General features: G+C 73.0%; 20 protein-coding genes. 16 read left to right on the plus strand and 4 right to left on the minus strand.

Annotated elements, in window-relative coordinates; all coding sequences use genetic code 11:
• Positions 1-31 precede the first annotated feature (31 nt).
• The 14 genes from AB0P17_RS10850 (at position 32) to AB0P17_RS10915 (ending at position 16,643) form a co-directional block, all read left to right on the plus strand.
• Positions 32-1,957, plus strand: a complete 1,926-nt coding sequence (locus AB0P17_RS10850; RefSeq protein ID WP_365809691.1) for an alginate lyase family protein — start codon at positions 32-34, stop codon at positions 1,955-1,957.
• 69 nt (positions 1,958-2,026) lie between these two features.
• Entirely contained in the window at positions 2,027-3,544 is a 1,518-nt protein-coding gene (locus AB0P17_RS10855) for a right-handed parallel beta-helix repeat-containing protein (RefSeq protein WP_365809693.1), read from the plus strand.
• Between the two features lies 1 nt (position 3,545).
• On the plus strand, positions 3,546-4,814 hold the full coding sequence (locus AB0P17_RS10860) for an O-antigen ligase domain-containing protein (protein ID WP_365809615.1): 1,269 nt from the start codon (positions 3,546-3,548) through the stop codon (positions 4,812-4,814).
• A 2-nt stretch (positions 4,815-4,816) separates the two neighbouring features.
• The gene (locus tag AB0P17_RS10865) at positions 4,817-6,091 is read left to right on the plus strand and encodes a glycosyltransferase (RefSeq protein WP_365809617.1); all 1,275 of its coding nucleotides are present in this window, start codon (positions 4,817-4,819) and stop codon (positions 6,089-6,091) included.
• Positions 6,088-7,323: a class I SAM-dependent methyltransferase gene (locus tag AB0P17_RS10870; RefSeq protein ID WP_365809619.1), complete on the plus strand. Its 1,236-nt coding sequence runs from the start codon at positions 6,088-6,090 to the stop codon at positions 7,321-7,323. Before AB0P17_RS10865 ends, AB0P17_RS10870 begins: the two co-directional genes overlap by 4 nt.
• Entirely contained in the window at positions 7,320-8,147 is an 828-nt protein-coding gene (locus AB0P17_RS10875) for a glucose-1-phosphate cytidylyltransferase (protein ID WP_365809620.1), read from the plus strand. The genes AB0P17_RS10870 and AB0P17_RS10875 overlap by 4 nt, the downstream gene beginning before the upstream one ends.
• On the plus strand, positions 8,144-8,791 hold the full coding sequence (locus tag AB0P17_RS10880) for a PIG-L family deacetylase (RefSeq protein WP_365809622.1): 648 nt from the start codon (positions 8,144-8,146) through the stop codon (positions 8,789-8,791). The genes AB0P17_RS10875 and AB0P17_RS10880 overlap by 4 nt, the downstream gene beginning before the upstream one ends.
• Positions 8,792-8,794: 3 nt before the next feature.
• Entirely contained in the window at positions 8,795-9,820 is a 1,026-nt protein-coding gene (locus tag AB0P17_RS10885; protein ID WP_365809624.1) for an SDR family oxidoreductase, read from the plus strand.
• Positions 9,808-11,091 (plus strand): DUF4910 domain-containing protein, encoded by a 1,284-nt coding sequence (locus tag AB0P17_RS10890; protein ID WP_365809625.1) that lies wholly within the window; start codon positions 9,808-9,810, stop codon positions 11,089-11,091. The genes AB0P17_RS10885 and AB0P17_RS10890 overlap by 13 nt, the downstream gene beginning before the upstream one ends.
• Positions 11,088-12,416, plus strand: a complete 1,329-nt coding sequence (locus tag AB0P17_RS10895) for a hypothetical protein (protein WP_365809627.1) — start codon at positions 11,088-11,090, stop codon at positions 12,414-12,416. Before AB0P17_RS10890 ends, AB0P17_RS10895 begins: the two co-directional genes overlap by 4 nt.
• On the plus strand, positions 12,413-13,360 hold the full coding sequence (locus AB0P17_RS10900; protein ID WP_365809629.1) for a glycosyltransferase family 2 protein: 948 nt from the start codon (positions 12,413-12,415) through the stop codon (positions 13,358-13,360). Before AB0P17_RS10895 ends, AB0P17_RS10900 begins: the two co-directional genes overlap by 4 nt.
• Positions 13,357-14,589, plus strand: a complete 1,233-nt coding sequence (locus AB0P17_RS10905) for a polysaccharide pyruvyl transferase family protein (RefSeq protein ID WP_365809630.1) — start codon at positions 13,357-13,359, stop codon at positions 14,587-14,589. Before AB0P17_RS10900 ends, AB0P17_RS10905 begins: the two co-directional genes overlap by 4 nt.
• 86 nt (positions 14,590-14,675) lie before the next feature.
• On the plus strand, positions 14,676-15,227 hold the full coding sequence (gene rfbC, locus AB0P17_RS10910) for a dTDP-4-dehydrorhamnose 3,5-epimerase (protein ID WP_365809632.1): 552 nt from the start codon (positions 14,676-14,678) through the stop codon (positions 15,225-15,227).
• A gap of 6 nt (positions 15,228-15,233) precedes the next feature.
• Positions 15,234-16,643, plus strand: coding sequence for a glutamate-1-semialdehyde 2,1-aminomutase (locus tag AB0P17_RS10915; protein WP_365809633.1), 1,410 nt, complete (start codon positions 15,234-15,236; stop codon positions 16,641-16,643).
• Between the two features lie 7 nt (positions 16,644-16,650).
• On the opposite strand, the gene AB0P17_RS10920 is transcribed toward AB0P17_RS10915, so the two are convergent.
• Positions 16,651-17,295, minus strand: a complete 645-nt coding sequence (locus AB0P17_RS10920; protein ID WP_365809635.1) for a phosphatase PAP2 family protein — start codon at positions 17,293-17,295, stop codon at positions 16,651-16,653.
• A gap of 192 nt (positions 17,296-17,487) precedes the next feature.
• Here AB0P17_RS10920 and AB0P17_RS10925 point away from each other — a divergent pair, with 192 nt between their 5' ends.
• Positions 17,488-18,054 (plus strand): hypothetical protein, encoded by a 567-nt coding sequence (locus AB0P17_RS10925; protein ID WP_365809637.1) that lies wholly within the window; start codon positions 17,488-17,490, stop codon positions 18,052-18,054.
• A 15-nt stretch (positions 18,055-18,069) separates the two neighbouring features.
• Positions 18,070-18,231, plus strand: a complete 162-nt coding sequence (locus AB0P17_RS10930) for a hypothetical protein (RefSeq protein ID WP_365809639.1) — start codon at positions 18,070-18,072, stop codon at positions 18,229-18,231.
• A 45-nt stretch (positions 18,232-18,276) separates the two neighbouring features.
• Here AB0P17_RS10930 and car read toward each other — a convergent pair whose 3' ends face one another.
• The 3 genes from car to AB0P17_RS10945 form a co-directional block, all read right to left on the minus strand.
• Entirely contained in the window at positions 18,277-21,666 is a 3,390-nt protein-coding gene (gene car, locus AB0P17_RS10935; protein ID WP_365809641.1) for a carboxylic acid reductase, read from the minus strand.
• A 203-nt stretch (positions 21,667-21,869) separates the two neighbouring features.
• Complete coding sequence (locus AB0P17_RS10940; protein WP_365809643.1) at positions 21,870-23,531, minus strand: carbamoyltransferase N-terminal domain-containing protein; 1,662 nt, start codon at positions 23,529-23,531, stop codon at positions 21,870-21,872.
• Between the two features lie 27 nt (positions 23,532-23,558).
• On the minus strand, positions 23,559-24,797 hold the full coding sequence (locus AB0P17_RS10945; protein ID WP_365809645.1) for a cytochrome P450: 1,239 nt from the start codon (positions 24,795-24,797) through the stop codon (positions 23,559-23,561).
• Positions 24,798-24,818 lie beyond the last annotated feature (21 nt).

Here is a 24,818-nt window from a genome sequence, read left to right on the forward strand (position 1 = left end):
TCCGGGCTGGTACCTGCGGCGGCTGTCCCGGATGGGGCCGCGGGAGGTCGGCGGCCGGGCGGGCGACGCGGTGCGCAGGCGGCGGTGGCGGTCGGCGCTCCCGGAGTGCCCGGAGGTGACCGGTGCCCGGTTCACCGCGGTCCTGCCCGAGGGGACGCTCACCGCGGTACCTCCGGACGCCGCGAAACGGCTCGTCGCCGAGGCCGACCGGCTGATGGCCGGGCACGGCGGGTACTTCGGGGTGGACCGCGACGACCTGGCCGACCCGGACTGGACGTACGACCCGAGGACCGGGCGCCGGGCTCCGCGGGACCACGCCTTCGACGTGCCGTACCGGGACGAGGACGTGGTCGGGGACATCAAGCAGATCTGGGAGCTGTCCCGGCATCAGTACCTCACCGTGCTCGCCGCCGCCTACGCGCTCACCGGCGACGAACGGTACGCCGAGCGGGTGGCCGCGCATCTGCGGTCGTGGTGGGCGGCGAACGCGCCGCTGCGCGGGGTCCATTGGACCAGTGGCATCGAGCTGGGGATCCGGCTGCTGTCCTGGGTGTGGATCCGCCGGCTGCTCGACGGCTGGCCGGGCGCGGCCGGGCTGTTCGAGTCCAACCCGGTGGCGCTCCGGCAGATCTGGCACCACCAGCGCTGGCTGGCCGCCTTCCCCAGCCGGGGGTCGTCGGCGAACAACCACGTCATCGCCGAGGCCGCCGGGCAGGCCGCCGCGGCCTGCGCGTTCGGCTGGTTCCCCCCCTCGGCGCGCTGGCGGGCCGACGCGCTGCGGTCGCTGGAGCACCAGCTGCGGAGCAACACCTTCGGCTCCGGTCTCAACCGGGAGCTGGCCACCGAGTACCACGGGCTGGTGCTGGAGCTGGGCCTGGCCGCGGTCGCCGAGGCGGACCGGGCCGGTGCCCCGGTCCCCGCGTCGGTCCGGGAGGTGCTGCTGCGGATGACCGACGCGCTCGCGGCCGTCGTGGACAGCCGGTTACGGCCGCCGCGCCAGGGGGACGCGGACGACGGGCACGGTCTGGTCGTGGACGGCGCGGACACCGACCGCTGGGCGTCGCTGCTGGCCACCGGGGACGCCGTGTTCGGCCGGCTCGCCTGGTGGCCGGAGGTGACCGGCACCGATGTGCGCACCCCGCTGCTGGCCGCGCTGATCCGGCCGTACGCGGCGAACGGGACCGCGCGGGCCGTCTCCCGCCCGGCGAGCCGGCCGGACCATTTCGCCGACGCGGGCATGACCATCCTGCGGGGCCCGGCGGGGATCTGGTGCCGCTGCGACGGCGGTCCGCACGGATTCCTGTCCATCGCCGCGCACGCCCACGCGGACGCGCTGTCCGTGGAGGTCCGGCACGACGGGGTCGACGTGCTCGCCGACCCGGGGACGTACTGCTACCACGGGCAGCCCGAGTGGCGGCGGTACTTCCGGTCGACCCTCGGCCACAACACCCTGCGGCTGGACGGCGCCGACCAGTCCGTCTCCGGCGGCCCGTTCCTGTGGACCCGGGGGGCCCGCAGCCGGGTCCTGGCCGCGGACCCGTCCGGCGCCTCCGGCGGGGGGACGGCCCGCTGGTGCGCCGAGCACGACGGTTACCGGCGCTCCGTGCACCGCCGCCGGGTGGAGCTGACGGCCGCGAGCCGGGAGCTGCGGGTGGTCGACGAGGTGCGCGGCCCGCGCCGGGCCGTGCAGTTGGCGTTCCACCTCGGCCCGGCGATCGCCGCGGAGCTGGTGGGGAACCGGGCCGCGCTCACCTGGACCCGGGACGGCGAGGACCGCTCCGCGGCGCTCGACCTGCCCGGAGCGCTGTCCTGGCGGGCGCATCGCGGCGAGAGCGACCCGCCGCTGGGGTGGTACTCCGCCGGCTTCGGGCGCAAGGAACCCGCCACCACGCTGGTCGGCACCGGCTTCACCGGCGGCGCGGAGGGGTTCACCACCGTACTCAGGTTCCACGGTTAGGGCCGGTCGTGGGGGTCGGGCCGGATCGACGACAGGCTCCGAGGAGTCCGAGGAGGACGACGCGTGCGTATGCAGTGGCGGCACTGGGCGTTACCGGCGGCACCGCTGGCGCTGGCCCTGCTGGCGGCGACCGGCTGCGAGAGCGCGCCGGACGCGCGGCCGGAGCCGACCGCCACGCCGTCCACCACGTCCGTGGCCCGGGTGTGCGCCGAGCCCGCGGCCGGTCCGTCGAAGGCGCCGGCGGGCGCGGTGACGGTCGACCCCGCGGTCACCGGTGACCTGGCCGCGAAGACCAGGAAGAGCCCCCCGGGCACCACGTTCTGGCTCCGGCCGGGCACGCACCGGCTCGCACCGGACCGCTACGCCCAGGTCATCCCCAAGGAGGGGAACAGCTACGTCGGCGCGCCGGGCGCGGTCCTCGACGGCCGGAAGACCAACCAGTACGCGTTCGGCGGCACCGCCCGTGATGTCACCGTCCGCCATCTGACCGTGCAGGGGTTCGTCGCGCCGCACAACGAGGGCGTGGTCAACCATGACTCGGCCGAAGGGTGGGTGATCGAGCACGCGACGATCCAGAACAACTCCGGCGCCGGGCTGATGGCCGGTGCCCGCCAGCGGGTCCGCGCCAGCTGTCTGCGCGGCAACGGCCAGTACGGCATGAACGCGTACCAGGCCTCCGGGCGCCTCACCGGCCTGGTGGTCGAGGGCAACGAGATCACGGGCAACAACAAGGACGACTGGGAGCGGCGGCGGCCGGGCTGCGGCTGCACCGGCGGCGTCAAGTTCTGGGCCGTCGACGGCGCCGACGTACGCGGCAACTGGGTGCACGACAACCGCGGGGCCGGGCTGTGGGCGGACACCAACAACAACGACTTCCGCATCGAGGACAACCTGCTGGAGGCCAACGACGGTGCCGCGCTGATCTATGAGACCAGCTACAACGCGGTCATCCGGAAGAACACGATCCGGCGGAACAACTGGGTCGAGGGCCGCAGGTACGCCGACCGCGGCGACACCTTCCCGTTCGCGACCGTCTACCTCTCCGAGTCCGGCGGTGAACCACGGATCCGGGCCCGTACGGACAGGATCGAGATCTACCGGAACGTGCTGGAGGACAACTGGTCCGGGATCACCCTGTGGGAGAACGCCGACCGGTTCTGCAACAGCCCGGCCAACACCTCGTCCGGTGCCTGCACCCTGCTGGTGAAGGACACCGGCCGCTGCGCGCGGCCGGCGATCGCCAGCGCGCCGCTCTACTCCGACTGCCGGTGGAAGACCCAGCGGGTGGAGATCCACGGCAACCGCTTCCTGCTGGACCGGTCCGTCGTCGACTGCGCGGCGAAGTGCGGCCGCATGGCGCTGCTGGCCAACTACGGCACCTATCCGGACTGGTCGCCGTACCACGGCGAGCGGGTGGCCGAGGCGATCACCCGCGAGCAGCGCAACCGCTGGTACGACAACGTCTACGTCGGGCCGTGGGAGTTCGTCGCCCACGACCCGAGCCGGGTGCTCGACTCCGGGCAGTGGCGGTCCACTCCGTACGAGCAGGACGCGGGGAGCACCTTCCGCGCGCGGGACGGTGGCTGAGATGGGCGCGGACCACACGTCGAAGACCGTCGGGACGGTCTGGGGGCTGCTGATCCTCAACACGCTCGGCTCCGCCGGGGCGCGGACCATCGTCCCGCTGCCCCGCTCCCTCATCCAGATGGTCACCATGGGCGCGCTGGTCGCCGCGTTCGCGCTGGCGCTCGCGGTCAATCTCCGGCTGCGCGTCCGGGCCAGTGCCTTCGTCTTCCTGCTCACCCTGCTGCTGGTGCCGAGCGTGATCTCCAGCGCGGACCTGGAGTCCGGGTTCGGCGCGCTGTTCCGCTGCGCCCGGCTGGCCCTCTTCGTCGGCACCCTGTGGCTGATCAGCCGCTGGTGGGACGGCGGTCCGTCCTTCGTCCGGCACCACATCCGGATGTACTTCGCGGTCCTCGGGTCGGTGGCGGCCGGCGCGGTCATCTCACCGGGCGCGGCCCTGCCCGAGCTCTACGGCGGGCGGCTGGTCGGCGCGTTGTGGCCGCTCACCCCGCCGCAGATCGGACAGTACGCCGCGGTGATCATCGGGCTCACCGTGCTGCTCGTGCTGGGCCGCGGGACCGACCGGGTCGGCGCGGCGGTGGTCATCGTGCCGTCCCTCGTCCTGCTGGCGCTGACCCATACCCGTACGGCGACGCTCGGGCTGGTCGCCGGGCTGGTCCTGGCGATCGGTTCGCTCGTCCTGACCAGCGCCGCGGCCCGCCGGTTCTTCGCCTGGGCGGTGGTGTGCGCCGCCATGGCCGCGGTGGGGTTCGGCTCCGTGGTGCAGGCGTGGTTCCTGCGCGGGCAGAGCCAGGAGAACTTCACCAGCCTCACCGGCCGGGCCAAGGTCTGGGACGCCCTGCTGGCGGCACCGCGGACGACCTCGGAGTTCCTGTTCGGCGCGGGTCTGGGCGACAAGTCGTTCGGCGGGCTGCCGATCGACAACAGCTGGCTGGCCGTCTTCCACGAGCAGGGCGTGACCGGTGTCGCCGTGGTGGCGGCGGTCTTCATCGTGCTGGGCGGGGTCGCGCTGCTGCGGCCGCCGTCGCTGTCGAGGGCCTGCGCCCTCTTCCTGATCTGCTACTGCGCGATCGCCTCGTACACCGAGGCCGGGCTGGGCGACGCCTCGCCGTATCTGCTGCATCTGGCCGTGGCCGCCTCGCTGCTGGCGGCGCCCGCCGCGGCCCCCGCCCTCGCGGCGCCCGAACCGGCGCCCGAACCGGCGCCCGAGCCCGCGCCCGAAGCCTCTCGGCGGGGCGTCCCGCGCGAGGCCCTGAGACCGGAGGTGACCTGACCATGCGTGTCCTCGTGGTGCACAACCGCTACGCCTCGGCGCAGCCGAGCGGGGAGAACACGGTCGTCGACCAGGAGGTGGCGCTGCTGCGCGAAGCCGGCCACCGGGTCGGGGTGTTCGAGCGGCGCAGCGACGACATCGCCGCCCGGTCCCTGCCGGGCAAGGCCGCGGTGGCGCTGCTGGTGCCGTGGAACCCGGCGGTCCGCGCGGAGCTCGCCGCCCGGCTCCGCGCCGAGCGGCCGGACGTGGTGCACGTCCACAACGTCTTCCCGCTGCTGTCGCCGGCGGTGCTGGCCGCCTGCGCCGACGCCGGCGTGCCCGCCGTCGCCACGCTGCACAACTACACCCAGGTCTGCCCGCCCGGCACGCTGCGGCGGGACGGCCGGCCGTGCGCCGAGTGCGTCGGGTCGGCGCCGCTGCCCGCCGTCCGGCACGGCTGCTACCGGAACTCGCGGCTGGCGACGGTGCCGCTCGCGGTCGGCCTGTCGGTCAACCGGCGGCGGTGGTGGACCGGTGTGGAGCGGTTCTTCTGCATCTCGGCGGCGCAGCGCGAGGTCCTGGTGCGGGCCGGTATGCCCGCCGAACGGCTGGCGGTGAAGCACAACTTCGTGCCCGACCCGGGCCCCCGCCGGGCGGGCTCCGGCGAGCATCTGCTCTATCTCGGCCGGCTCGCGGAGGCCAAGGGCGTGCGGCTGCTGATGGCCGCGTGGGACCGGATCGCCGCCGACGGCGGGGTGGGCGTACCGCTCGTGGTCGCCGGCGCGGGGCCGCTGGAGCGGGAGGTGACCGCCTGGGCGGCGGGCCGGGACGATGTGCGGTACGTCGGCCTGTACGACCCGGCGGAGTGCCGGCGGGCCCTCGCTCGGGCGGTCGCCGTGGTGGCTCCCTCGACCTGGCTGGAGGCGTTCGGCCTGGTGGTCGTGGAGGCGATGGCGGCGGGGGTCCCGGCCGTCGCCGCCGGGCACGGTGCCTTCACCGAACTCGTCGAGGACGGCGTGACCGGGCTGCTGCACCGGCCCGGCGAGCCCGCCTCGCTCGCGTCCTGTCTGCGCCGGATCACGGCCGGGCCGGAGCGCAACCGGGAGATGGGCCGGGCGGCCCGGCTCCGTTACGAGCGGGACTTCAGCCCGGCCGTCGGGCTGGAGCGCCTGGTGGAGGGGTACCGCACCGCGATCGCGGTGCGGTCCGGCGGCGGGGAAGGCCCGCCGCCGGCAGGGGACAAAAGCACTGGCCCGCGGCGGGGAGACCCGCGCGGGCGGGATGGGGGCAGGAGATGACACGATGCCGACTCTGCGGCTCGACGGCGCTGTCCAGCGTCGTCGACCTGGGGGCGACCCCGCCGTGCGAGAGCTTTCTCGCGGCGGACGAACTGGACCGGCCGGAACCGGCGTACCCGCTGCACCTGCGGGTCTGCACCGACTGCTGGCTCGCGCAGATCCCTCCGCTGATCACACCGGAGGAGACGTTCACGCAGTACGCGTACTTCTCCTCCTACTCGACCTCCTGGGTGGAGCACGCGCGGACGTTCGTCGACGGCGCCGTGCGGCGGCTGGGGCTCGGCGCGGACTCCCTCGTGGTCGAGGTCGCGAGCAACGACGGGTACCTGCTGCGGCATGTGAAGGACCGCGGGATCCGCTGCCTCGGCATCGAGCCCTCGGTGAACGTCGGCGCCGCGGCGCGGGAGGCGGGGGTGCCCACGCTCACGGCGTTCCTGGACCCGGAGACCGGCGCCTGGGTCCGCGCCGAGCACGGCCCGGCGGACCTGGTCGTGGCGAACAACGTGTACGCGCACATCCCCGACGTGGTCGGGTTCACCCGGGGGCTGCGCGCGCTGGTCGCCGATGACGGCTGGGTCTCCATCGAGGTGCAGCACCTGCTGACCCTGATCGAGGAGAACCAGTACGACACGATCTATCACGAGCACTTCCAGTACTACACGGTGGCGTCCGCGATCCAGGCGCTGGCGAGCGGCGGGCTCGCGCTCGTCGACGTCGAACTGCTGCCCACGCACGGCGGCTCCGTCCGGCTGTGGGCCCGTCCCGCCGAGGCGGCCGGCGAGCCGACGCGGCAGGTGGCCGCCGTACTGGACCGGGAGAAGGCCGCCGGGCTGCGGGAGCTGTCCGGGTACACCGAGTTCTCCGCCCGGGTGGCCAAGGTGCGCCGGGACCTGCTGCGGTTCCTCATCGAGGCGGCCGAGCGCGGCGAGACGGTCGTCGGGTACGGCGCCCCGGGCAAGGGCAACACCCTGCTCAACCACTGCGGCATCCGGCCCGACCTGCTCCCGTACACGGTCGACCGCAACCCCTACAAGCACGGCAGGTTCACCCCGGGCACCCGCATCCCGGTCCTGCCGCCCGAGCGGATAGCCGCCGACCGGCCGGACTACGTCCTCGTCCTCCCGTGGAACCTGCGGGCCGAGCTGGTCGAGCAACTGTCCTTCGTGCACGCCTGGGGCGGCCGGCTGGTCTTTCCCATACCGGAACTGAGCATTGTCGAGGTCAAGCCATGAAGGTCGTACTGTTCTGCGGCGGCTACGGGCTGCGGATGCGCAACGGAGCCTCCGACGACGTGCCCAAGCCGATGGCGATGGTCGGCCCGCGGCCGCTGATCTGGCACGTCATGCGCTATTACGCGTACTTCGGGCACACGGAGTTCATCCTGTGCCTCGGGTACGGGGCCCACCACATCAAGAACTTCTTCCTCACCTACGAGGAGACGACGTCCAACGACTTCGTGCTGCGGGGCGGGCGGACCGAGCTGCTCTCCACCGACATCGCCTCCTGGACGATCACGTTCGCACAGACCGGCATCGAGTCACCGATCGGGGAGCGGCTGCGCCGGGTGCGGCACCACCTGGACGGCGACGAGATGTTCCTCGCCAACTACGCCGACGTGCTGACCGACGCCCCGCTGCCGCAGATGATCGACCGGTTCGCCCGGCGCGACGCCGGCGCGTCGATGATGGTGGTGCCGCCGCAGTCCTCGTTCCACTGCGTGGACCTGGGCGACGACGGCCTGGTGGGGGGCATCACCGCGGTGAGCGAACTGCCGCTGTGGGAGAACGGCGGCTACTTCGTGCTCCGCCAGGAGATCTTCGACCACATCCCGGAGAACGGGGACCTGGTCGCCGACGGATGCGCCCAACTGGCCAAGCGCGGACGGCTGGTGGCACACCAGCACCGCGGCTTCTGGAAGCCGACCGACACCGTCAAGGAGCGGGCCGCGCTCGACGACGCCTACGCCCGGGGCGACCGCCCGTGGGCCGTGTGGGAACGGAACGGCGCGGGGGCGGGCACGACCGGCGGCGGGTACGGCTCCGGGGCGGGGGCGTGATCCGGCTCGGGGCGGGGCCCCTGACCCGGATCGTCGCGGTGGGCGCGCACTGCGACGACATCGCCATCGGCGCGGGCGGCACCCTGCTGACGCTGTGTCACGCGCGGCCGGGGATCCGGGTCGACGCGCTGGTGCTCTCCGGCGGTGGCGGCGAGCGGGAGCGGGAGGAGCAGGCCGCGCTCACCGCCTTCTGCCCGGGCGCCGACCTGCGGCTGACCGTGCTCAAGCTGCCGGACGGCCGGCTGCCGGCGCACTGGGGCGAGGCCAAGGCCGCGGTCGAGGAGCTGCGCGCGCGGACCGAGCCGGATCTCGTGCTGGCCCCGCGCACCGACGACGCGCACCAGGATCACCGCGTCCTGGCGAAGCTGATGTCCACCGCCTTCCGCGACCACCTCGTGCTCGGCTACGAGATCGTCAAGTGGGACGGCGACCTCGGCCGTCCGGCGGCGTACCAGCCGCTGTCGCCGGAGACCGCCGAACGGAAGGCGCGGCTGCTCCAGGAGCACTACCCCTCGCAACGGCACCGGCCCTGGTACGACCGGGAGGCCTTCCTCGGGCTGGCCCGGATCCGCGGCATCGAAAGCCACGCGCGCTACGCCGAGGCGTTCGCCGTCACCAAACTCACTCTCGACCTGGGGGAATGAACTGTGCGCGTACTGCTGACCGGGCACCAGGGCTATCTGGGCACCGTGATGGCCCCCGTCCTCACGGCCGCCGGGCACGAGGTCACCGGGCTGGACGTCGGCCTGTTCGCCGACTGCGTCCTGGGCCCGCCGCCCGAGGACCCGCCGGGGCCGCGGGTGGACCTGCGCGACATCACGGCCGCGCACGTGGCCGGGGTGGACGCCGTGATCCACCTGGCCGCCCTGTCCAACGACCCGCTGGGCGCGCTGGCGCCGGAACTCACCCATGACATCAACCACCACGCGTCCGTCACGCTGGCCCGGCTGGCCCGCGACGCCGGGGTGCGGCGCTTCCTGTACGCGTCGACGTGCTCGGTCTACGGCGCCGCCGGCGAGAGCGGCCTGGTGACCGAGGACGCCCCGCTGCGCCCGGTGACCCCGTACGCGGAGTCCAAGGTGCGGGTGGAGGACGATCTGCACGCCCTCGCCGACGGCGACTTCAGCCCGGTGTTCCTGCGCAACGCCACCGCCTTCGGCTACTCGCCCCGGCTGCGCGCCGACATCGTGCTGAACAACCTGGTGGGCCACGCGCTGCTCTCCGGCGAGGTGCTGGTGCTCTCCGACGGCACCCCCTGGCGCCCGCTGGTGCACGCCGCGGACATCGCACAGGCCTTCACGGCCGCGCTGACCGCGCCGCGGGAATCCGTGCACGACCGGGCGTTCAACATCGGCAGCGAGATCAACAACGTCACGGTCGCCGAGATCGCCGGCAAGGTCGCGGAGGCGATACCCGGCTCACGGGTGGTGATCACCGGGGAGACCGGTGCCGATCCGCGGTCGTACCGGGTGGACTTCTCCCGGTTCCGCGCCGCGGTGCCCGGCTTCGACTGCGCGTGGACGGTGGAGCAGGGCGCCCTCGAACTCGCCGACGCCTACCGGAAACACGGGCTGACCCGGGAGGACTTCGAGCAGCGCTTCACCCGGCTCGCCGTGCTGCGCGCGGCGTCCGACGCCGGCGCCGTCGACGACACCCTGCGGTGGCGCCGGTGACCGCGGCGGGCGAGGAGATGTACGCGTTGGTGGAGCGGTTGTACCCGCTGTGCCGGAGCATCACCGGCGACGGTGTGCGCGCCACCCTGGACATCGTCGGCGAGTACGTCCCGCTGGAGGTGCGCGAGGTGCCGACCGGGACCCGGGTGCTCGACTGGACGGTGCCGCAGGAGTGGAACATCCGGGACGCGTACATCGCGGACAGCGCGGGCAACCGGGTCGTCGACTTCGCCGCGTCGAGTCTGCACGTGCTCGGCTACAGCGTGCCGGTGTCGGCGACCATGCCGCTGGCGGAGCTGCGCGGACACCTGCACACCCTGCCGGACCACCCGTCCTGGATCCCGTACCGCACCAGCTACTACCGGCCCGAATGGGGGTTCTGCCTGGCCCAGGAGACCCTGGACGCGCTGCCGGACGGCGAGTACGAGGTGTGTGTCGACTCCACACTCGCCGACGGCCACCTCACCTACGCCGAGCACGTGGTCCCCGGGCAGGTCGCCGACGAGGTGCTCGTCTCCTGCCATGTCTGCCACCCGTCGCTCGCCAACGACAACCTGGCCGGCATCGCGGTGGCGACGTTCCTGGCCCGGGCGCTGGCGGAGGCGACGCCGTACTACACCTACCGGTTCCTGTTCGCGCCCGGCACCATCGGGGCGATCACCTGGCTGGCCCGCAACGAGGAGCGGGTGGCACACGTCAGGCACGGTCTGGTGCTGGCCTGCGCCGGCGACCCGGGCCAACTGAACTACAAGCGGAGCAGGCGCGGCGACGCGGAGATCGACCGGGTGATGCGGCATGTGCTGGACGCCTCCGAACGCCCGCACCACATCGCCGAGTTCACTCCGTACGGCTACGACGAGCGGCAGTTCTGCTCGCCCGGCTTCGATCTCGGCGTGGGCTCACTCAGCCGGACGCCGTACGCGGGCTACCCCGAATACCACACCTCGGCGGACAACCTGGACTTCGTCTCCCCGGAGGCGATGGCGGACACGCTCGCCCTGTGCCGCGAGGCGTTCGCCGTCCTGGACCGCAACCGGCGGTACGTCAACCTCAGTCCGTACGGCGAGCCGCAGTTGGGCCGGCGTGGGCTGTACGACTCGCTCGGCGGCCGCAGCGACGCGAAGCAGGCGCAGATGGCCATGCTCTGGGTGCTCAGCCTCTCCGACGGCGAGCACACGCTGCTGGATGTCGCCGAGCGGTCCGGGCTGCCGTTCGACACCGTCGCCGCCGCGGCCGACGCCCTGGGTGCCGCCGGACTGGTCAAGGCATGACGCCGATGACCACCGAGGAGAAGAAAACCACCGAGGGGAAGAAGACGACGGCACCGGCCGGACCCGCCCGGCGGACCGCCGCCCGGGCCGTCGCGGCCCGGCTCTCCTGGGGGCTAGCCGACCAGGCGGCCTCCAGCCTGACCAACTTCGTCGTGGGGATCTACGTGGCGCGCTCGCTCGGGCTCGCCGCGTTCGGCGTGTTCAGCCTGGCGTGGGTGACCTACGGCGTGGTGCTCAGCGTCTCCCGCGGGCTGGCGACCGACCCGCTCGTGGTGCGCTTCAGCGGGGTGCCGGAGGCCTCCTGGCGCGGGGCGGTGGCCCGGTCGTCGGGTACCGCGCTCGGCGTCGGTGCCGCGATCGGCGGAGCGTGTCTGGTGATCGGGGCGGCGGTCGGCGGCGCCGTGGGGTCCGCGTTCGCCTGCCTCGGCCTCATGCTGCCGGGACTGCTGCTGCAGGACGCCTGGCGGTACGCGTTCTTCGCCGCCGGCGCCGGGCGGAAGGCGTTCGTCAACGACCTGGTGTGGGGCGTGGCGCTCGTCCCGGCCATGGTGGTGGCGGCGCGCGTGGGCAGTGTGTCCGCCTTCCTGCTCGCCTGGGGCGGGTCCGCCGCGGTGGCCGCCGGGTACGGCTGCCTCCAGTCCGGGATCCGGCCCCGCCCGGCCGGAGCGCGCGCGTGGGTGCGCGACCACCGCGACCTCGGCTACCGGTACCTGGTCGAGAACACCTGTGTCAGCGGCGCGAGCCAGCTGCGCGCGTACGGGCTCGGCGCGATCGTCGGGGTCGGCGCGGTCGGGGTGGTCCGGGGGGCCGAGCTGCTGCTCGGCCCGTTCCTCGCCCTGCTGATGGGGCTGTCGCTGGTCACCGTCGCGGAGGCGGCCCGGGTGGTACGGAGGGCCCCGCACCGGCTGGGCACCTTCTGCCTCCTGCTGGGCGGCGCGCAGGCCGCCGCCGCGCTGCTCTGGGGCGCGGCGCTGCTGCTGGTGCCGGACCGGTTCGGCGAGCTCGTGCTCGGCGGCGTCTGGCCCGCCGCCTCGGAGCTCATCGTGCCGGCCACGCTCGGCGTCGCGGGCGCCGGCCTCGGCACCGGCGCGGCGGCCGGGCTGCGCGCGCTCGGCGCGGCCCGGCGCAGCCTGCGCTGCCAGCTGTTCGCCTCCGCCTGCTACGTCGGCGGCGGGCTCGGCGGGGCGGCCGCCGCCGGCACCCTCGGCTCGGCCTGGGGCGTCGCCGCGGCGACCCTCTGCGGCTCGGCCGTGTGGTGGCTGCAGCTGCGGTCCGCCCTGCGCGAGCGCCACCACCACCCCATCCGCGAAGTGAGGACGCCATGACCGCCCTTCCCCGGCTGAGCATCGGCCTGCCCGTGTACAACGGCGAGGAGTACCTCGCCGAGTCGCTCGACGCCCTGCTCGGCCAGACCTACGAGGACTTCGAACTGGTCATCTCCGACAACGCCTCGACCGACGGGACGCAGGACATCTGCCGCCGGTACGCCGCGCGGGACTCGCGCGTCCGGTACCTGCGGCTGCCCCGGAACATCGGCGCCGCACCGAACCACAACCACGTGTTCACGGAGTGCCGCGGCGAGCTGTTCAAGTGGGCCTCGCACGACGACCTGTACGCCCGCGACCTGCTGCGGCGCTGTGTCGAGGCGCTGGACGAGCGGCCGGAGGTGATCCTCGCGCACAGCGGCCAGGCGGTCATCGACGGCGAGGGCCGGGTGAAGGTCCCGTACGCGTACGGGCTCGCCACCGACTCGCCGTACGCCCCGGAGCGCTTCCGCAGCCTGCTGTTCGAGCCGGGGGGCGACGACTTCTACGGGGTGATGCGGGCCGACATGCTGCGCCGGGTGAAGCCGCACGACAGCTACCACCACGCGGACCGCACGTTCGTCGCCGAGATCACCCTGCGCGGCCCCTTCCACCAGGTGCCGGAGCTGCTGTACTTCCGCCGCGACCACCCCACCCGTGCCGAGCGGGCCAACCCGGGCAAGCGCTCCCGGTGCGTCAACCTGGACCCGCGCCGGGCGGGCCCGCTGCACCCGACGCCCCGGCTGCTCGCCGAGTACGTGTGGGGCTTCGTCGCGGCGATCCGGCGGGCGCCGCTCTCCCCCGCCGACCGGCGCGCGTGCTACCGCCACCTGGCCGCGTGGCTGGCCGGCCGGGTCCGGCCGGGCGCCGGCGAGCGGGTCGAGGACCGCGCCCCGGTCGACCCGGGCCGGCTCACCGTCTCCGTCGACGCCCTGGTCGCCGGCCGTGAGGGGAGGCGGACATGACGCCCGCGCACGGAACTCCGGTGCGCGTCGGGGTGTTCGGCCTGCTCGGCTCCGGCAACCTCGGCAACGACGGGTCGCTGGAGGCCGTGCTCGGGTACCTCCGCGCCGCGCACCCGGAGGCGGTGGTGGACGCGCTGTGCGGCGGGCCCGGGACCGTCACGGCCCGGTACGGGATCCCCGCGACGCGGCTGCACTGGTACCGCGGGGAGTACCGGACCGCGTCGCGCGCGGGCGCGGTCGCGGCGAAGGGGCTGGGCAAACTCGTCGACGCCGTCCGCACCGCCGCCTGGGTGCGGCGGCACGACGTGGTGATCGTGCCGGGCATGGGCGTCCTGGAGGCGACGCTGCCGCTGCGGCCGTGGGGCTTCCCGTACGCGCTGTTCCTGCTCTGCGCGACCGGCCGGCTGTTCGCCACCCGGGTGGCGCTGGTCGGCGTCGGCGCCGCCCCGATCGGCAGCCGGCCGACCCGGACCCTGGTGCGCTGGTCGGCGCGGCTGGCCGCCTACCGCTCGTACCGGGACACGCTCTCCCGTGACGCGATGCGGGCGATGGGCGTGGACACCGCGCGCGACGAGGTCCACCCGGACCTCGCGTTCGCCCTGCCGGCACCGCCGGCGGGCGCGCCCGCCGGCCCGCCGGGCCGGGTCTGCGTCGGCGTCATGGCCTTCCACGGCGGCGACGACGACCGCGCCCGGGCCGGGGAGATCCACCGGCGCTACCTCGACGGAACGACCCGCTTCGTCCGCGCCCTGGCCGAGGACGGCAGGCCGGTCCGGCTGCTCACCGGCGACGAGGCCGACGCGCCGGTGGTCGCCGCGATCCTCGACGCGGTGGACTCGCCGCTGGTCACCGCCGCCGGGGCGGCCTCGCTGGCCGACCTGATGCGGGAGACGGCCGCCGCCGACACCGTGGTGGCGACCCGGTACCACAACCTGGTCTGCGCGCTGAAGGCCGGCACGCCGACGCTCGCGCTCAGCTACGCGGCGAAGAGCGACGCGCTCATGGCGCGGATGGGGCTGGACGCGTACTGCCATCCGGCCCGCGAGGTCGACGCCGGCCGGCTGCTCGAACAGTTCCGGGCGCTGGAGCGGGCATCGGCGGAGGTACGGCGGACCCTCACCGAGCGGAACCTCGTCGCCACCCGGCACCTGGAGCGCCAGTTCACCGCCCTGACAGCGGCCCTGTTCCCGGCGGCCGCCCCTGCCCACGCCGTACGGGAGGCCTCATGAACGCGCCAGGAACGAAAGCGACCGAAGCGAAAGCGACCAGAACGAAAGGGGTCGGAATGAAAGGGGTCGGAACGAAAGCGGCCGGAATGAAAGCGACCGACGTCCCGGCGATCGCCGGCGCGTACCTGTTCGAGCCGACGCCGTACGCCGACGAGCGCGGCTCCTTCTGCCGCACCTTCGACGCCGACGTGGTCCGCTCGGTGGGCCTCGACCCGGACGCCTTCGTCCAGGACAGCCTGTCCCGCTCGGTCCGGGGCGTGCTGCGCGGCCTGCACCTGCGCTCCGGCGCCGGTGAGGCCAAGCTGGTGCGGTGCTCGTACGGGCGGATCTTCGATGTCGTCGTGGACCTGCGGGCGGACTCGCCGACCTACCGGAACCGGGCCTTCTTCGAGCTGTCCGACGAGACGCAGACGACCCTGTACATCCCGGCGGGGTGCGCGCACGGCTTCCAGGCGCTGACCGGGCCCGCCGACGTCTCGTACCGGATCGACCGCCCGCACGATCCGGCCGAGGACGTGACGATCGCCTTCGACGACCCGGAGCTGGCCATCGACTGGCCGCTGCCGGTCACCTCGATGTCCCGGCGGGACCGGGAGGCACCCGGCCTCGCCGAGTACCTGCGCCGGAAGGAGAGTTGAGGCGTCATGGACAACGGCCACACCGAACACCCCGGGCACACCGCGGACGCGGCGGACACCGAAGAACTCCCCCTGCCCCGGTCGCGGAGGGCGAACGAGCGGCTGCACGCCCTGATCCCCGGCGGCGCGCACACCTACGCCAAGGGCGACGACCAGTACCCCGAGCACCTGGCCCCGGTCATCAGCCACGGCCGCGGCGCCCATGTGTGGGACATCGACGGCAACCGCTACATCGAGTACGGCTCCGGCCTGCGGTCGGTCAGCCTCGGCCACGCCCACCCCCGCGTGACCGAGGCGGTGCGACGGGAACTCGACCGCGGCAGCAACTTCGTCCGGCCGTCCATCGTGGAGGTCGAGGCCGCGGAGCGCTTCCTGGCGACGGTGCCGACCGCCGAGATGGTGAAGTTCGCGAAGAACGGCTCCGACGCCACCACGGCCGCGGTCCGCCTCGCCCGCGCCGCCACCGGGCGCCCGCGGGTGGCCGTCTGCGCCGACCATCCGTTCTTCTCCGTCGACGACTGGTTCATCGGCACCACGCCGATGTCCGCCGGCGTGCCGACCGCGACCAACGAGCTGACCGTGTCCTTCCCTTACGGGGACCTGGCCGCCACGGAGGAACTGCTCACCCGGTACCGGGACGAGATCGCCTGCCTGATCCTCGAACCCGCCACCCACACCGGGCCGTCCCCCGGCTCTCCCCTCCGTCCGAGCGCGGGAGACCCCACTCCCGGATACCTCGCCGGTCTGCGCGAGCTGGCCGACCGGCACGGCTGTGTCCTGGTCTTCGACGAGATGATCACCGGCTTCCGCTGGTCCGAGGCGGGCGCCCAGGGCCTGTACGGCGTCGTCCCCGACCTCTCCACGTTCGGCAAGGCGCTGGGCAACGGGTTCGCCGTCTCGGCGCTGGCCGGGCGCCGCGAACTGATGGAGCGGGGCGGGCTGCGCCACTCCGGCGACCGGGTGTTCCTGCTGTCCACCACGCACGGTGCGGAGACCCATTCCCTGGCGGCCGCGATGGCCGTACAGACCACCTACGCCGAAGAGGGCGTCACCGCGCGGCTGCACGCGCTCGGCGAGCGGTTGGCCGCCGGTGTCCGCGAGGCCGCGGCGGGCCTGGGCGTCGGCGACCACGTCGTCGTCCGGGGCCGGGCCAGCAACCTGGTCTTCGCCACCCTCGACGAGAACCGGCGGCCGTCGCAGCCGTACCGCACCCTGTTCCTGCGGCGGCTCCTCGCGGGCGGGGTGCTGGCCCCGTCGTTCGTGGTGAGCAGCGCGCTCACCGACGCCGACATCGATCACACCGTCGAGGCGGTGGCCCAGGCGTGCGCGGTGTACCGGAAGGCGCTGGACGCCGGTGACCCCACCCCCTGGCTGGCCGGACGGCCGGTGAAGCCCGTGTTCCGCCGCCGGGCGTGACGGGAGGTCAGCGACGCTCCCGCCGGCCGGTACCGGCCGCCCGGTCCACCAGCCACGCGGTCGCCGGCACCACCGCCAGCGCGGTGCACCAGCCCCCGACGGCATCGGTCGGATAGTGCGCGCCCAGGGCGACCTGCGCCCAGCCCATGGCGGCGCCGGCGACCAGCGCCGCGGCGAGCACGAGTGACGCGCCGGCCGGCCCGCCGACGCCGGGCCGGCCGGCCGCGAGCAGCGCCGCCACGAGGGCGAGGGCGGTGAGGAAGGCGGTGTGCCCGCTCGGGTAGGACAGGCTCCCGTCGTGGATGGTGCGCCCCACCAGGGACTTGAGCAGCGTCGTCGTCCCCACGGTCAGCCCGGCCCCGGCGACGACGAGCACCGCCGCGCGAGGACGCCGGCCCAGCAGGCACCCCGTCACGGCGGCCACGACCAGGGCCGCCGCCCCCACGGGCTCCCCCAGGAAGTCCACGGCCAGAGCGGCCTGCCGCCACGGCGCCCCGACCCCTTCCACCGCCGCGGAGACCCGCGCGTCCACCCCGCCGGGCCCGCCGTCTCCGGCGTACAGGATCCCGAGCAGGACGACCACCAGCGCCGCGAGGGCCGCGATCGGCCCGAGCCGGGCGCGCGCCGACGGCGGCAGCACCTCACGCGTCAACGAGCCTCCCCCGGTCGCTGTCCGGCCCGGCCTCCGCCCGCCACCCTAACCAACGACGCGCCGCGTCGGCACGTTCCTTCTTGGCCGGTTCGGGGCGTTCCGCTCCCAGCGGCCGCGCTGTATTTTGTCCGGGTATTTCGTCGGGGCGGGGAGGCTGCGCAGCCGCCGACCGCCTCCTTCGAGGGGGGCAGTGTGAGACTTTCCTGGCGCAAGCCCGCGCCACTGAACTGGTGGGCTGCGCGTGAGGGGCAGTACACGACCGCGGCGCCCCTCCTGGGTGGTGCGAGCATCACGCTGCTGGGGCTCGTCATCACGGACCGCGCCACGTTCCGCTGGCCGGACCCCACGCTGCTCGTACTCGGCCTGACCGCGCTCTTCATGGTCGTGGCGGTGGTGTGGGGAGTTCGCTCCCGCCAGTATCTGTACTCGCGCAGCGATATCGAAGCCTGGTGGGGTCCGCTCTCCGAGATGTCCGACGATCTGCACGAGGAGCTGATTCAGGATCAGCGGAGGGACTACGCAAAGTGGAGCAGCCTGGCCCGCAGAGCCGACTTCTGTTACTCGTCGGGGCTCCTGTGCCTGGCGACGGGAAGCAGTCTCGCCCTGGCACCGCCGGCTCATACGGCGGCACCCGCGTGGCGGTGGCTGGCCGCGGGAACCACGGCCGGCGCGGTCGTCGTGGTGCTGCTCGCCTTGGTGATGCCCTACCTGGGCAACGTCATACGGACATGGCAGGCCGACCGCCACGACTCGACCTAAGGACAAGGAGCAACCATGCCTCCTCGACAGTGCCCCGGGTGTGACGCCGCCCCGAGCGAAAGGGCCGACCACTATGCCGACTGCCCGCTGAAGGACGTCCCGTTGGCGCAGGTCGCCGGGCTGACGCTCAAGGAGGCCGGCGCGGAGGCGGCGCGATGGCGGGCGCGTGACGACTGACCCCTCCGCTGCCCCCTCCGCGCCGGATACGGCGTGGTCTCCCGGTCAGGCGGTCATCAGGCGCCGCAGGTCCGTCACGTACCGGCGGATGAGGGCCGGGGACAGGCGCGGCACATCCCGGTCCGGTCCGATGCCGGCCTCCTGGACGGCGGCCCGGAAGCGGGCCGACGGGACGTCCGAGCCGGGCACGGCCTCTTCCGGTTCCCGGAAGGCGCCCAGCAGGGGGAGGACGGAGTACTGGCGCCGCGCCTCGGGCAGGTTGCGCAGGGCGGCCTCGACGCGGACGAGCCAGTCCCCGTAGCCCGCGATCCGCTCGACACCGTGGCTGTCCTCGATGAGCCAGTCCACGAACGTGTCGAGTGAGATGCCGTCGTCGTGCGGGTTCACCAGATGGAAGGTCCGGTACCCGGAGGTGCTCCGTCCCAGCGCGACGACCGATGCCGTGGTGAAGTCGACGGGCAGTCCGTCGTAGTGGGCCCGCGGCCTCACGCCGCCGCCGGTCCGGTAGAAGGAGTCCGGGGCCACGCCCGTCGCGAGGAGACTGAACAGCAGCCGGCTGAACATGTCGTGCACGTTCAGCTGCCCTGCGTACCGGCTGTGCGCGAGGATCATGCTGGAGCGGAACACCGTCACCGGCAGGCCGCACAGGTCGTGCGCCTCCCGCAGCAGCACCTCCCCCGCCCACTTGCTCGTCGTGTACCCGCCGGCGTACCCGTCGTCGACCGGCTGGACCGGCAGCGCGGCGCGCACGTCGCTGTCCTCGTCGAGTGGCTGTCCCCGCCGGGATCTGGACACGGCCACGCTGGAGATGTACGTGACCGGCTTGAGCCGTTCGGTCAGGGACAGCCGGATGAGCTCCGCGGTGCCGAGGACGTTGGCGTCGAACAGGTGGCGGTAGGGCAGCACGTGGTTCACCAGGGCGCCCGCGTGGACGATCAGGTCCACCTCGCCGGTCAGCCGTTCCCACGTCGCCCCGTCCAGGCCCAGCCTCGGCTCGGCGATGTCTCCTGCCAGCACTTCCAGGTGCTCCTCGGCCAACTCCTCGAACGTGCACGTCAGTTCTGGGTCGTCGCCGCCGAAGGCATCGGCCAGCCGCTGCCGGGCGGCGTCCGGGTCCTTGCCGCGGACCACGACGATCAGCCTGCCGCCGGCCGGGGCCAGCCGCTGGAGCCACTCAAGGGTGAGGAAGCGCCCCAGGTATCCGCTCGCGCCGGTCAGCAGAACGCGGCGTGGCTCCCCGGCGGGGCGCGGGAGGTGGCGGGCGCCGTCGAGCGTCGCCGCGTCGATGAACCGGCCCAGGCTGAGGTCCTTGGCGTGCGTCTCGGTGGCGTCCTCGCCGTGCACCGACGCGAAGGTGGGCCGCGTCGCGGTGGCGGTGCGTTTGGCCTCGACGTAGGCGGCCAGCTGCCGCAGGTCGTGTGCGGGGCTGATGACGACGTCGACCGGTACCGGGACACCGAAGGTGTCGTGCAGCAGGTTCGACAGCGACACCGCGGACAGCGAGTCGCCGCCGAGGTCCCGGAAGTGCGCGGAGGGACTCACCTCCGTCGCCGAGCCCGCCAGCAGCGCCCGCGCGGCCCGCTGGACCGTCTCCAGCACCGGCCGGTCGCCGCCGGTGCGGCGCAGGTCGAGCAACTCCTGGGTCTCGTGGGCCGAGATCTCGGCGTACAGCTGCTCCAGTCGCTCGCCGTACCGCTCCGCCAGCTTGGGCCACAACAGCTTTCGCTGGTCCGAGAGCAGGCCGTTGGCCTGGCTGAACGGCTCGTCCTCGATCAGCAGACCCCTGGGGATCTCGTACGAGTGCAGGCCGGTGTCCTTCGCGATCCGCCGGAGCGATTCGCTCAGCAGTTGTCCGAGACGTGCCCGGTCGTCCCCGTACCGCCGCAGGGTGTCCGGGGTGGGCACGACGACGGCGAGCAGGTACGAGCGCTCGCTGTTGCCGTAGAGGAAGATCTGCCGCACCGGCGGGCAGGCGACGAAGACCGATTCCAGCCTGGCGACCGCCACGAACTCGCCCTGGGACAGTTTCAGGACACTCTTGCGGCGGTCCACGACGGCGATACGGCGTGGACCGAGTTCCGCGACGATGTCGCCGGTCCGGTAGTAGCCGTCCTCGTCGAAGAGTTCCGCCGTCAGCTCGGGCCGCTTGTAGTAGCCGGGGATGCCGTCGGCCTTCACCAGGAGCTCGCCGCGCGGGTGGGGGGTGTCGGTGCGGAAGTAGCCGAGCTCGGGCACGTCGGCCAGCTTGTAGTCGATCACCGGCGGGCTCAGCATCTCGCCGTCGGCGGCGATGCCCACGACCTCCGTGGAGCCGTACACGTTGTGCAGGGGAATACCGAGGAGGTCCTCGGTGAACTCGGTCAGTGTGGCCGACAGCGGCGCGGAGCCGCAGCTGGCCCAGGTGACGCGCCCGCCGAGGACCTCCTCGCGGAGCTGCCTGCGCACCTCGGTCGCGGCCCGCTCCGGGTCGGTGCCCGCGGAGATGAGCCGGTCCAGCTCGCTCCGGTGGAGCTGGTGGAGCATCTCGCACACCCGCGGCACCAGGGGCAGTTCGGTGGGCCGCACGAGAGCGATGTCCTCGAAGAACGTCGACAGGTCGCTACTGGCGGTGAAACAGTTGGTGCCGCCGCGCGCCAGTGTGTTCGTCAGCGAGAAGTGGCCCGCGACATGGCTCATCGGTGTGTAGTTGAGGGTGACCAGGTCCGTGCCGGCCTGCTTCGCCCGGTACTGCCACATCACCCTGGCCAGCCGCTCGGGGTATATCGCGCCCTTCGGTGTTCCCGTACTCCCCGAGGTGTAGATGAGCATCGTGAGGGGGTTCTCGTCGTCGCCGGGGGTGTACGGCGGCACCTCGGGCAGGGCCGCGCCGCGGTCGAGGACCTCCGACAGGGCGACGACCTCCACGTCCCGTCCGGCCCGGGTCAGGCCCTCGCGGGCGGCGGCGAATCGCTCCGCCTGGTCCTCGGCGAGCGGGTGATGGTCGAACACGACCAGCCGCCGGACCGACGGTGTGCGCAGGGACAGGTCGGTCGCGGTGTCCAGTCGTTCGATGCTCGCGGCGACGAGGAGCGGCTCGGTCTCCGCCATGACGGACGTCAGCTGTCCGGTCGCCGCACTGGTCTGCAACGGGACCATGACGGCGCCGAGTTGGGCGCACGCCAGGTTCAGCGTCGCGTAGTCCCGGCTGCTGAAGCCGAGGAGGGCCACCCGGTCGCCCGCGACGAGAGGGCGCCGCGGGTGGTGGTGCCATTCGCTCGCCACCGCGCGGATACGGCTCCACAGCTGCCCGTAGGTGGTCGTTTCGTAGTGCGGCAGCAGACGGGCCGAAACGCGCCCGGTCCGGGCGTCCCGCACGAACTCCCTCGCCCGCTCACCGACGGCGGGCCGGTCCTGGTAGCGCTCAAAGGCATCTGCCATTACTTGCGCGAGTCGCACGGCAATCTCCGCGTCGCATAGGTGGCGGACTTGTCCGGAGACCGCCGGCCGGTCGGCCCCCGACGTCCCCTCGCCGGGCGTCGGCGGGCGGTTCTCCAGGGCGCGACATTCTACAGGTGCTGTGTAGTCAGCGGGTGTGACGGAGCCCGGTGGTCCAGGTGGCGAATTTCAGCCGGGCCTGTGCACGGATCGGCAAGGGAACATCACCCCACGCGGGGGTTCGTGTACAGCGTCCCCTCGGACCAGATGTAACGGGTCCCGCCCCACCTGGCCGCTGACTCGACGTCGGGAAAGAAGCCCCGTCCCTCAAGGTTCGCGCTCGTGTTGCACAGCACCGGTACTCCGCTGATGTCGGCGTAGGCGGTGAGGATACGAGCGGTGTCGGTGTCCTGGGTCGACGCGATGGTCTGGAGCCGGGCGGTGCCGTCCAGGTGAACGACCGCCGGGACGCGTTCGGCCCAACCGGGCCGCATGCGGTGCTCGAAGATCATGTACGGGTCGGGCGTGCCGGGATCGAAGACCTCCGGAGCGCGGTCCTCCAGGCAGATGGGCGCGACGGGCCGGTACGGGGCGCGGTTCTTGATGTCGTTGAGCCGGTCCTTCATCCGGGGGTCGGTCGCGGGCGCCAGGATGCTCCGGTTGCCCAGAGCGCGCGGGCCCAGCTCCGCGCGGCCGGAGAGGACGACCACCGGTTCGCCCTCGGTGTGCAGGAGGGCGGCCAGCCGCCGTTCGTCGCAGGGCCCTGCCCGCCACCCGTCGGGAAGTGTGCCGGTGGTGATCCGCGGCCCGCTGTGGACATCCCACTCCAGCGCCGTCCGGCCGCGCCGGAACATCTCGCAGGCCGCTGTTCCGATCGCCGCCCCCGCGTCGTTGGGGAAGGGCGGGACGAAGACCTCCTGGAAGACCCCGCTGGCCCGGATCGCGGTGTTCCACTTGATGTTGAGCGCGCAGCCGCCGCCGAGCACCAGGTTGTGGCCACCGTCCGGGAAGCGGCTGCGCACCGCCGAGGTGAGCCGCCGCAGCAGGTGGTGGCCGATGTAGGCCTGATAGGTGGCGATGAGGTCCGCGTTGGACAGGCCCGGCATCAGCTCGTCCCTGTTCGCGGCGACCTTGTCGCCCAGCACGCCCACCTTGTCGACGGGAAGGTCGCGGTACTCCTCCATGAGGTCGTCGAAGACGGTGAAGGCACCGCTCTCGACCCGGCCTTGGGCCGCGTACGCCATGGCCTTCCCCGCGACGGAGAGGTGCCGGCGGATGTACGTGTCCGACGTGACGTCGTCGGTGTTGAGCAGGAACGGCTCGAACCGCGAGCAGAAGGCCGCGAAGCTGCCTCCGAAGGCGGGCAGCAGGGACTCGACGAAGGTCACCTCACGGGTCGCGGCCCGCACCCGGTAGAGGCGCGGTGTGATGAGGCCGTCCCAGACCACGACGAACGCGTCTTCGCCCCGGGCGGCGAACGGGCTTGAGCAGTACGTGCCGATGAGATGGTTGGCGACATGGGTGTAGCCGGCGTAGTGGTCGAAACCATGGCCGCTGAAGGTGTGGCGTTGCAGCGGCCCGTCGTCGCCGGGGCTCTCCAGGTACGGTGCGACCCGGAGCTGTACCGGCAGGCCGCCGGAGTTCACCGTGACGGCGGTCTCGCCCGCGGCGTCCTTCGTGTACCAGCCGTCGACCACGAACTGGTCGATGTCGGCGGGTGACAGACCCTCGGCGGCGAGGATCTCCGTCACGCGTTCCAGGTCTCCGAGGGAGCTGTAGCGCTCGCCGTTGTTCAGCTTCTCGATCTCGTAGCTGAAGAGAAGGCGGCCGTCTCCGATGACGGCGACCCCGCCGTCGTGCGATGCCTTGATCCCGCATATGAGCATGTGGTCAGCCACACCTTTCTGGCCGCGCTAGCGGCGATTCAGCCGTACCGGCAGTGAGTGGAGCCCGCGAATGATCGTGCTGTTGCGCCACCGCAGTTCCTCGGGGTCGGCCGCGAGCCTCATCGCGGGGAACGCGTCGAGCAGGGCGCCGAACGCCGCCCGTACCTCCACCCGTGCGAGCGGCGCGCCGAGGCAGTGGTGGATGCCGTGTCCGAAGGCCAGATGGCCGCCGTCGGTGGGCCTGCGGACGTCCAGTGCGTGCGGGTCCTCGAAGCGCCGCGGATCGCGGTTGGCGGAGGCGATCGACAGCAGCACGAAGTCGCCGGCCGGGATCTCGACGCCGCCGATGGTCAGGGGCTCCTTCGCACACCGGAAGGAGGCGTGCTTCAGGGGGCTCTCCAGCCGCAGGAACTCCTCGACCGCGCCGGGGAGGAGGGAGCGGTCCGCGCGGAGGGCCTCCCACTGGTCCAGGTTCCGCATCAGGTGGAGCGTGCCGTTGCCCAGGGCGTTGAGGGTGGTCTCGAAACCGGCGACGAACAGCAGGTAGGCCGTCGAGACCAGTTCGATGTCGGTGAGCCGGTTGTCGACGTCGTGGGCCGAGACCACGGCGGAGAGCACGTCGCCGGTGGGCGCGCGGCGTTTGCGCGCGATGAGTTCGCCGAGGTACGCGACCACCTCGGTGGTGGCGGCGGCGGCCGCTTCGGGGGAGTCGCCGGAGACGAGCGCCCTGGACCAGGACTTGAAGTTCTCCTGCTCCTCGACCGGCACCCCCAGCAACTGGCAGATCACCCGGATCGGCAGCGGAAACGCGAAGTCGTCCAGCAGGTCGACCGTGTCCTCGTCCGCGAGGGTGTCGACCAGTCCCGCGGTGATCCGGTCGATCTCCGGCCGGAGCGCCTCGACGGCGCGGCTGGTGAACGCCTTGGCCACGAGCTTGCGCATCCGGGTGTGGTCCGGCGGGTCGGAGTTGAGCATGTGGCTGGCGATGGCCGGTGAGAAACCGGCACGTCGGTCGCTGTCCGGCTCGTTCTGCGCGAACAGCCCGTCCATCCGGTGCAGATCGGTGCTCAGCCGGGGATCCGCCAGTGCGGAACGCACCGCCTCGTACCCGGTGATGAGCCAGACCGGCAGTCCGCCGCACACGGGGACTCCCGGGGGCATCCGCACCCGGTGCGCCGAGCCTTCGGCGCCGAGCTTCGCGTACACCGAGTAGGGGTCCTGCACGAAGGCGTCGTCGAGTTCCAGAAGGGTGGCTTCCTGATCCATGGGCGCATCCTCGAAAGTGTG

It is taken from the genome of Streptomyces sp. NPDC088124 (genome assembly GCF_040685895.1).
Taxonomy (GTDB): Bacteria; Actinomycetota; Actinomycetes; order Streptomycetales; family Streptomycetaceae; genus Streptomyces.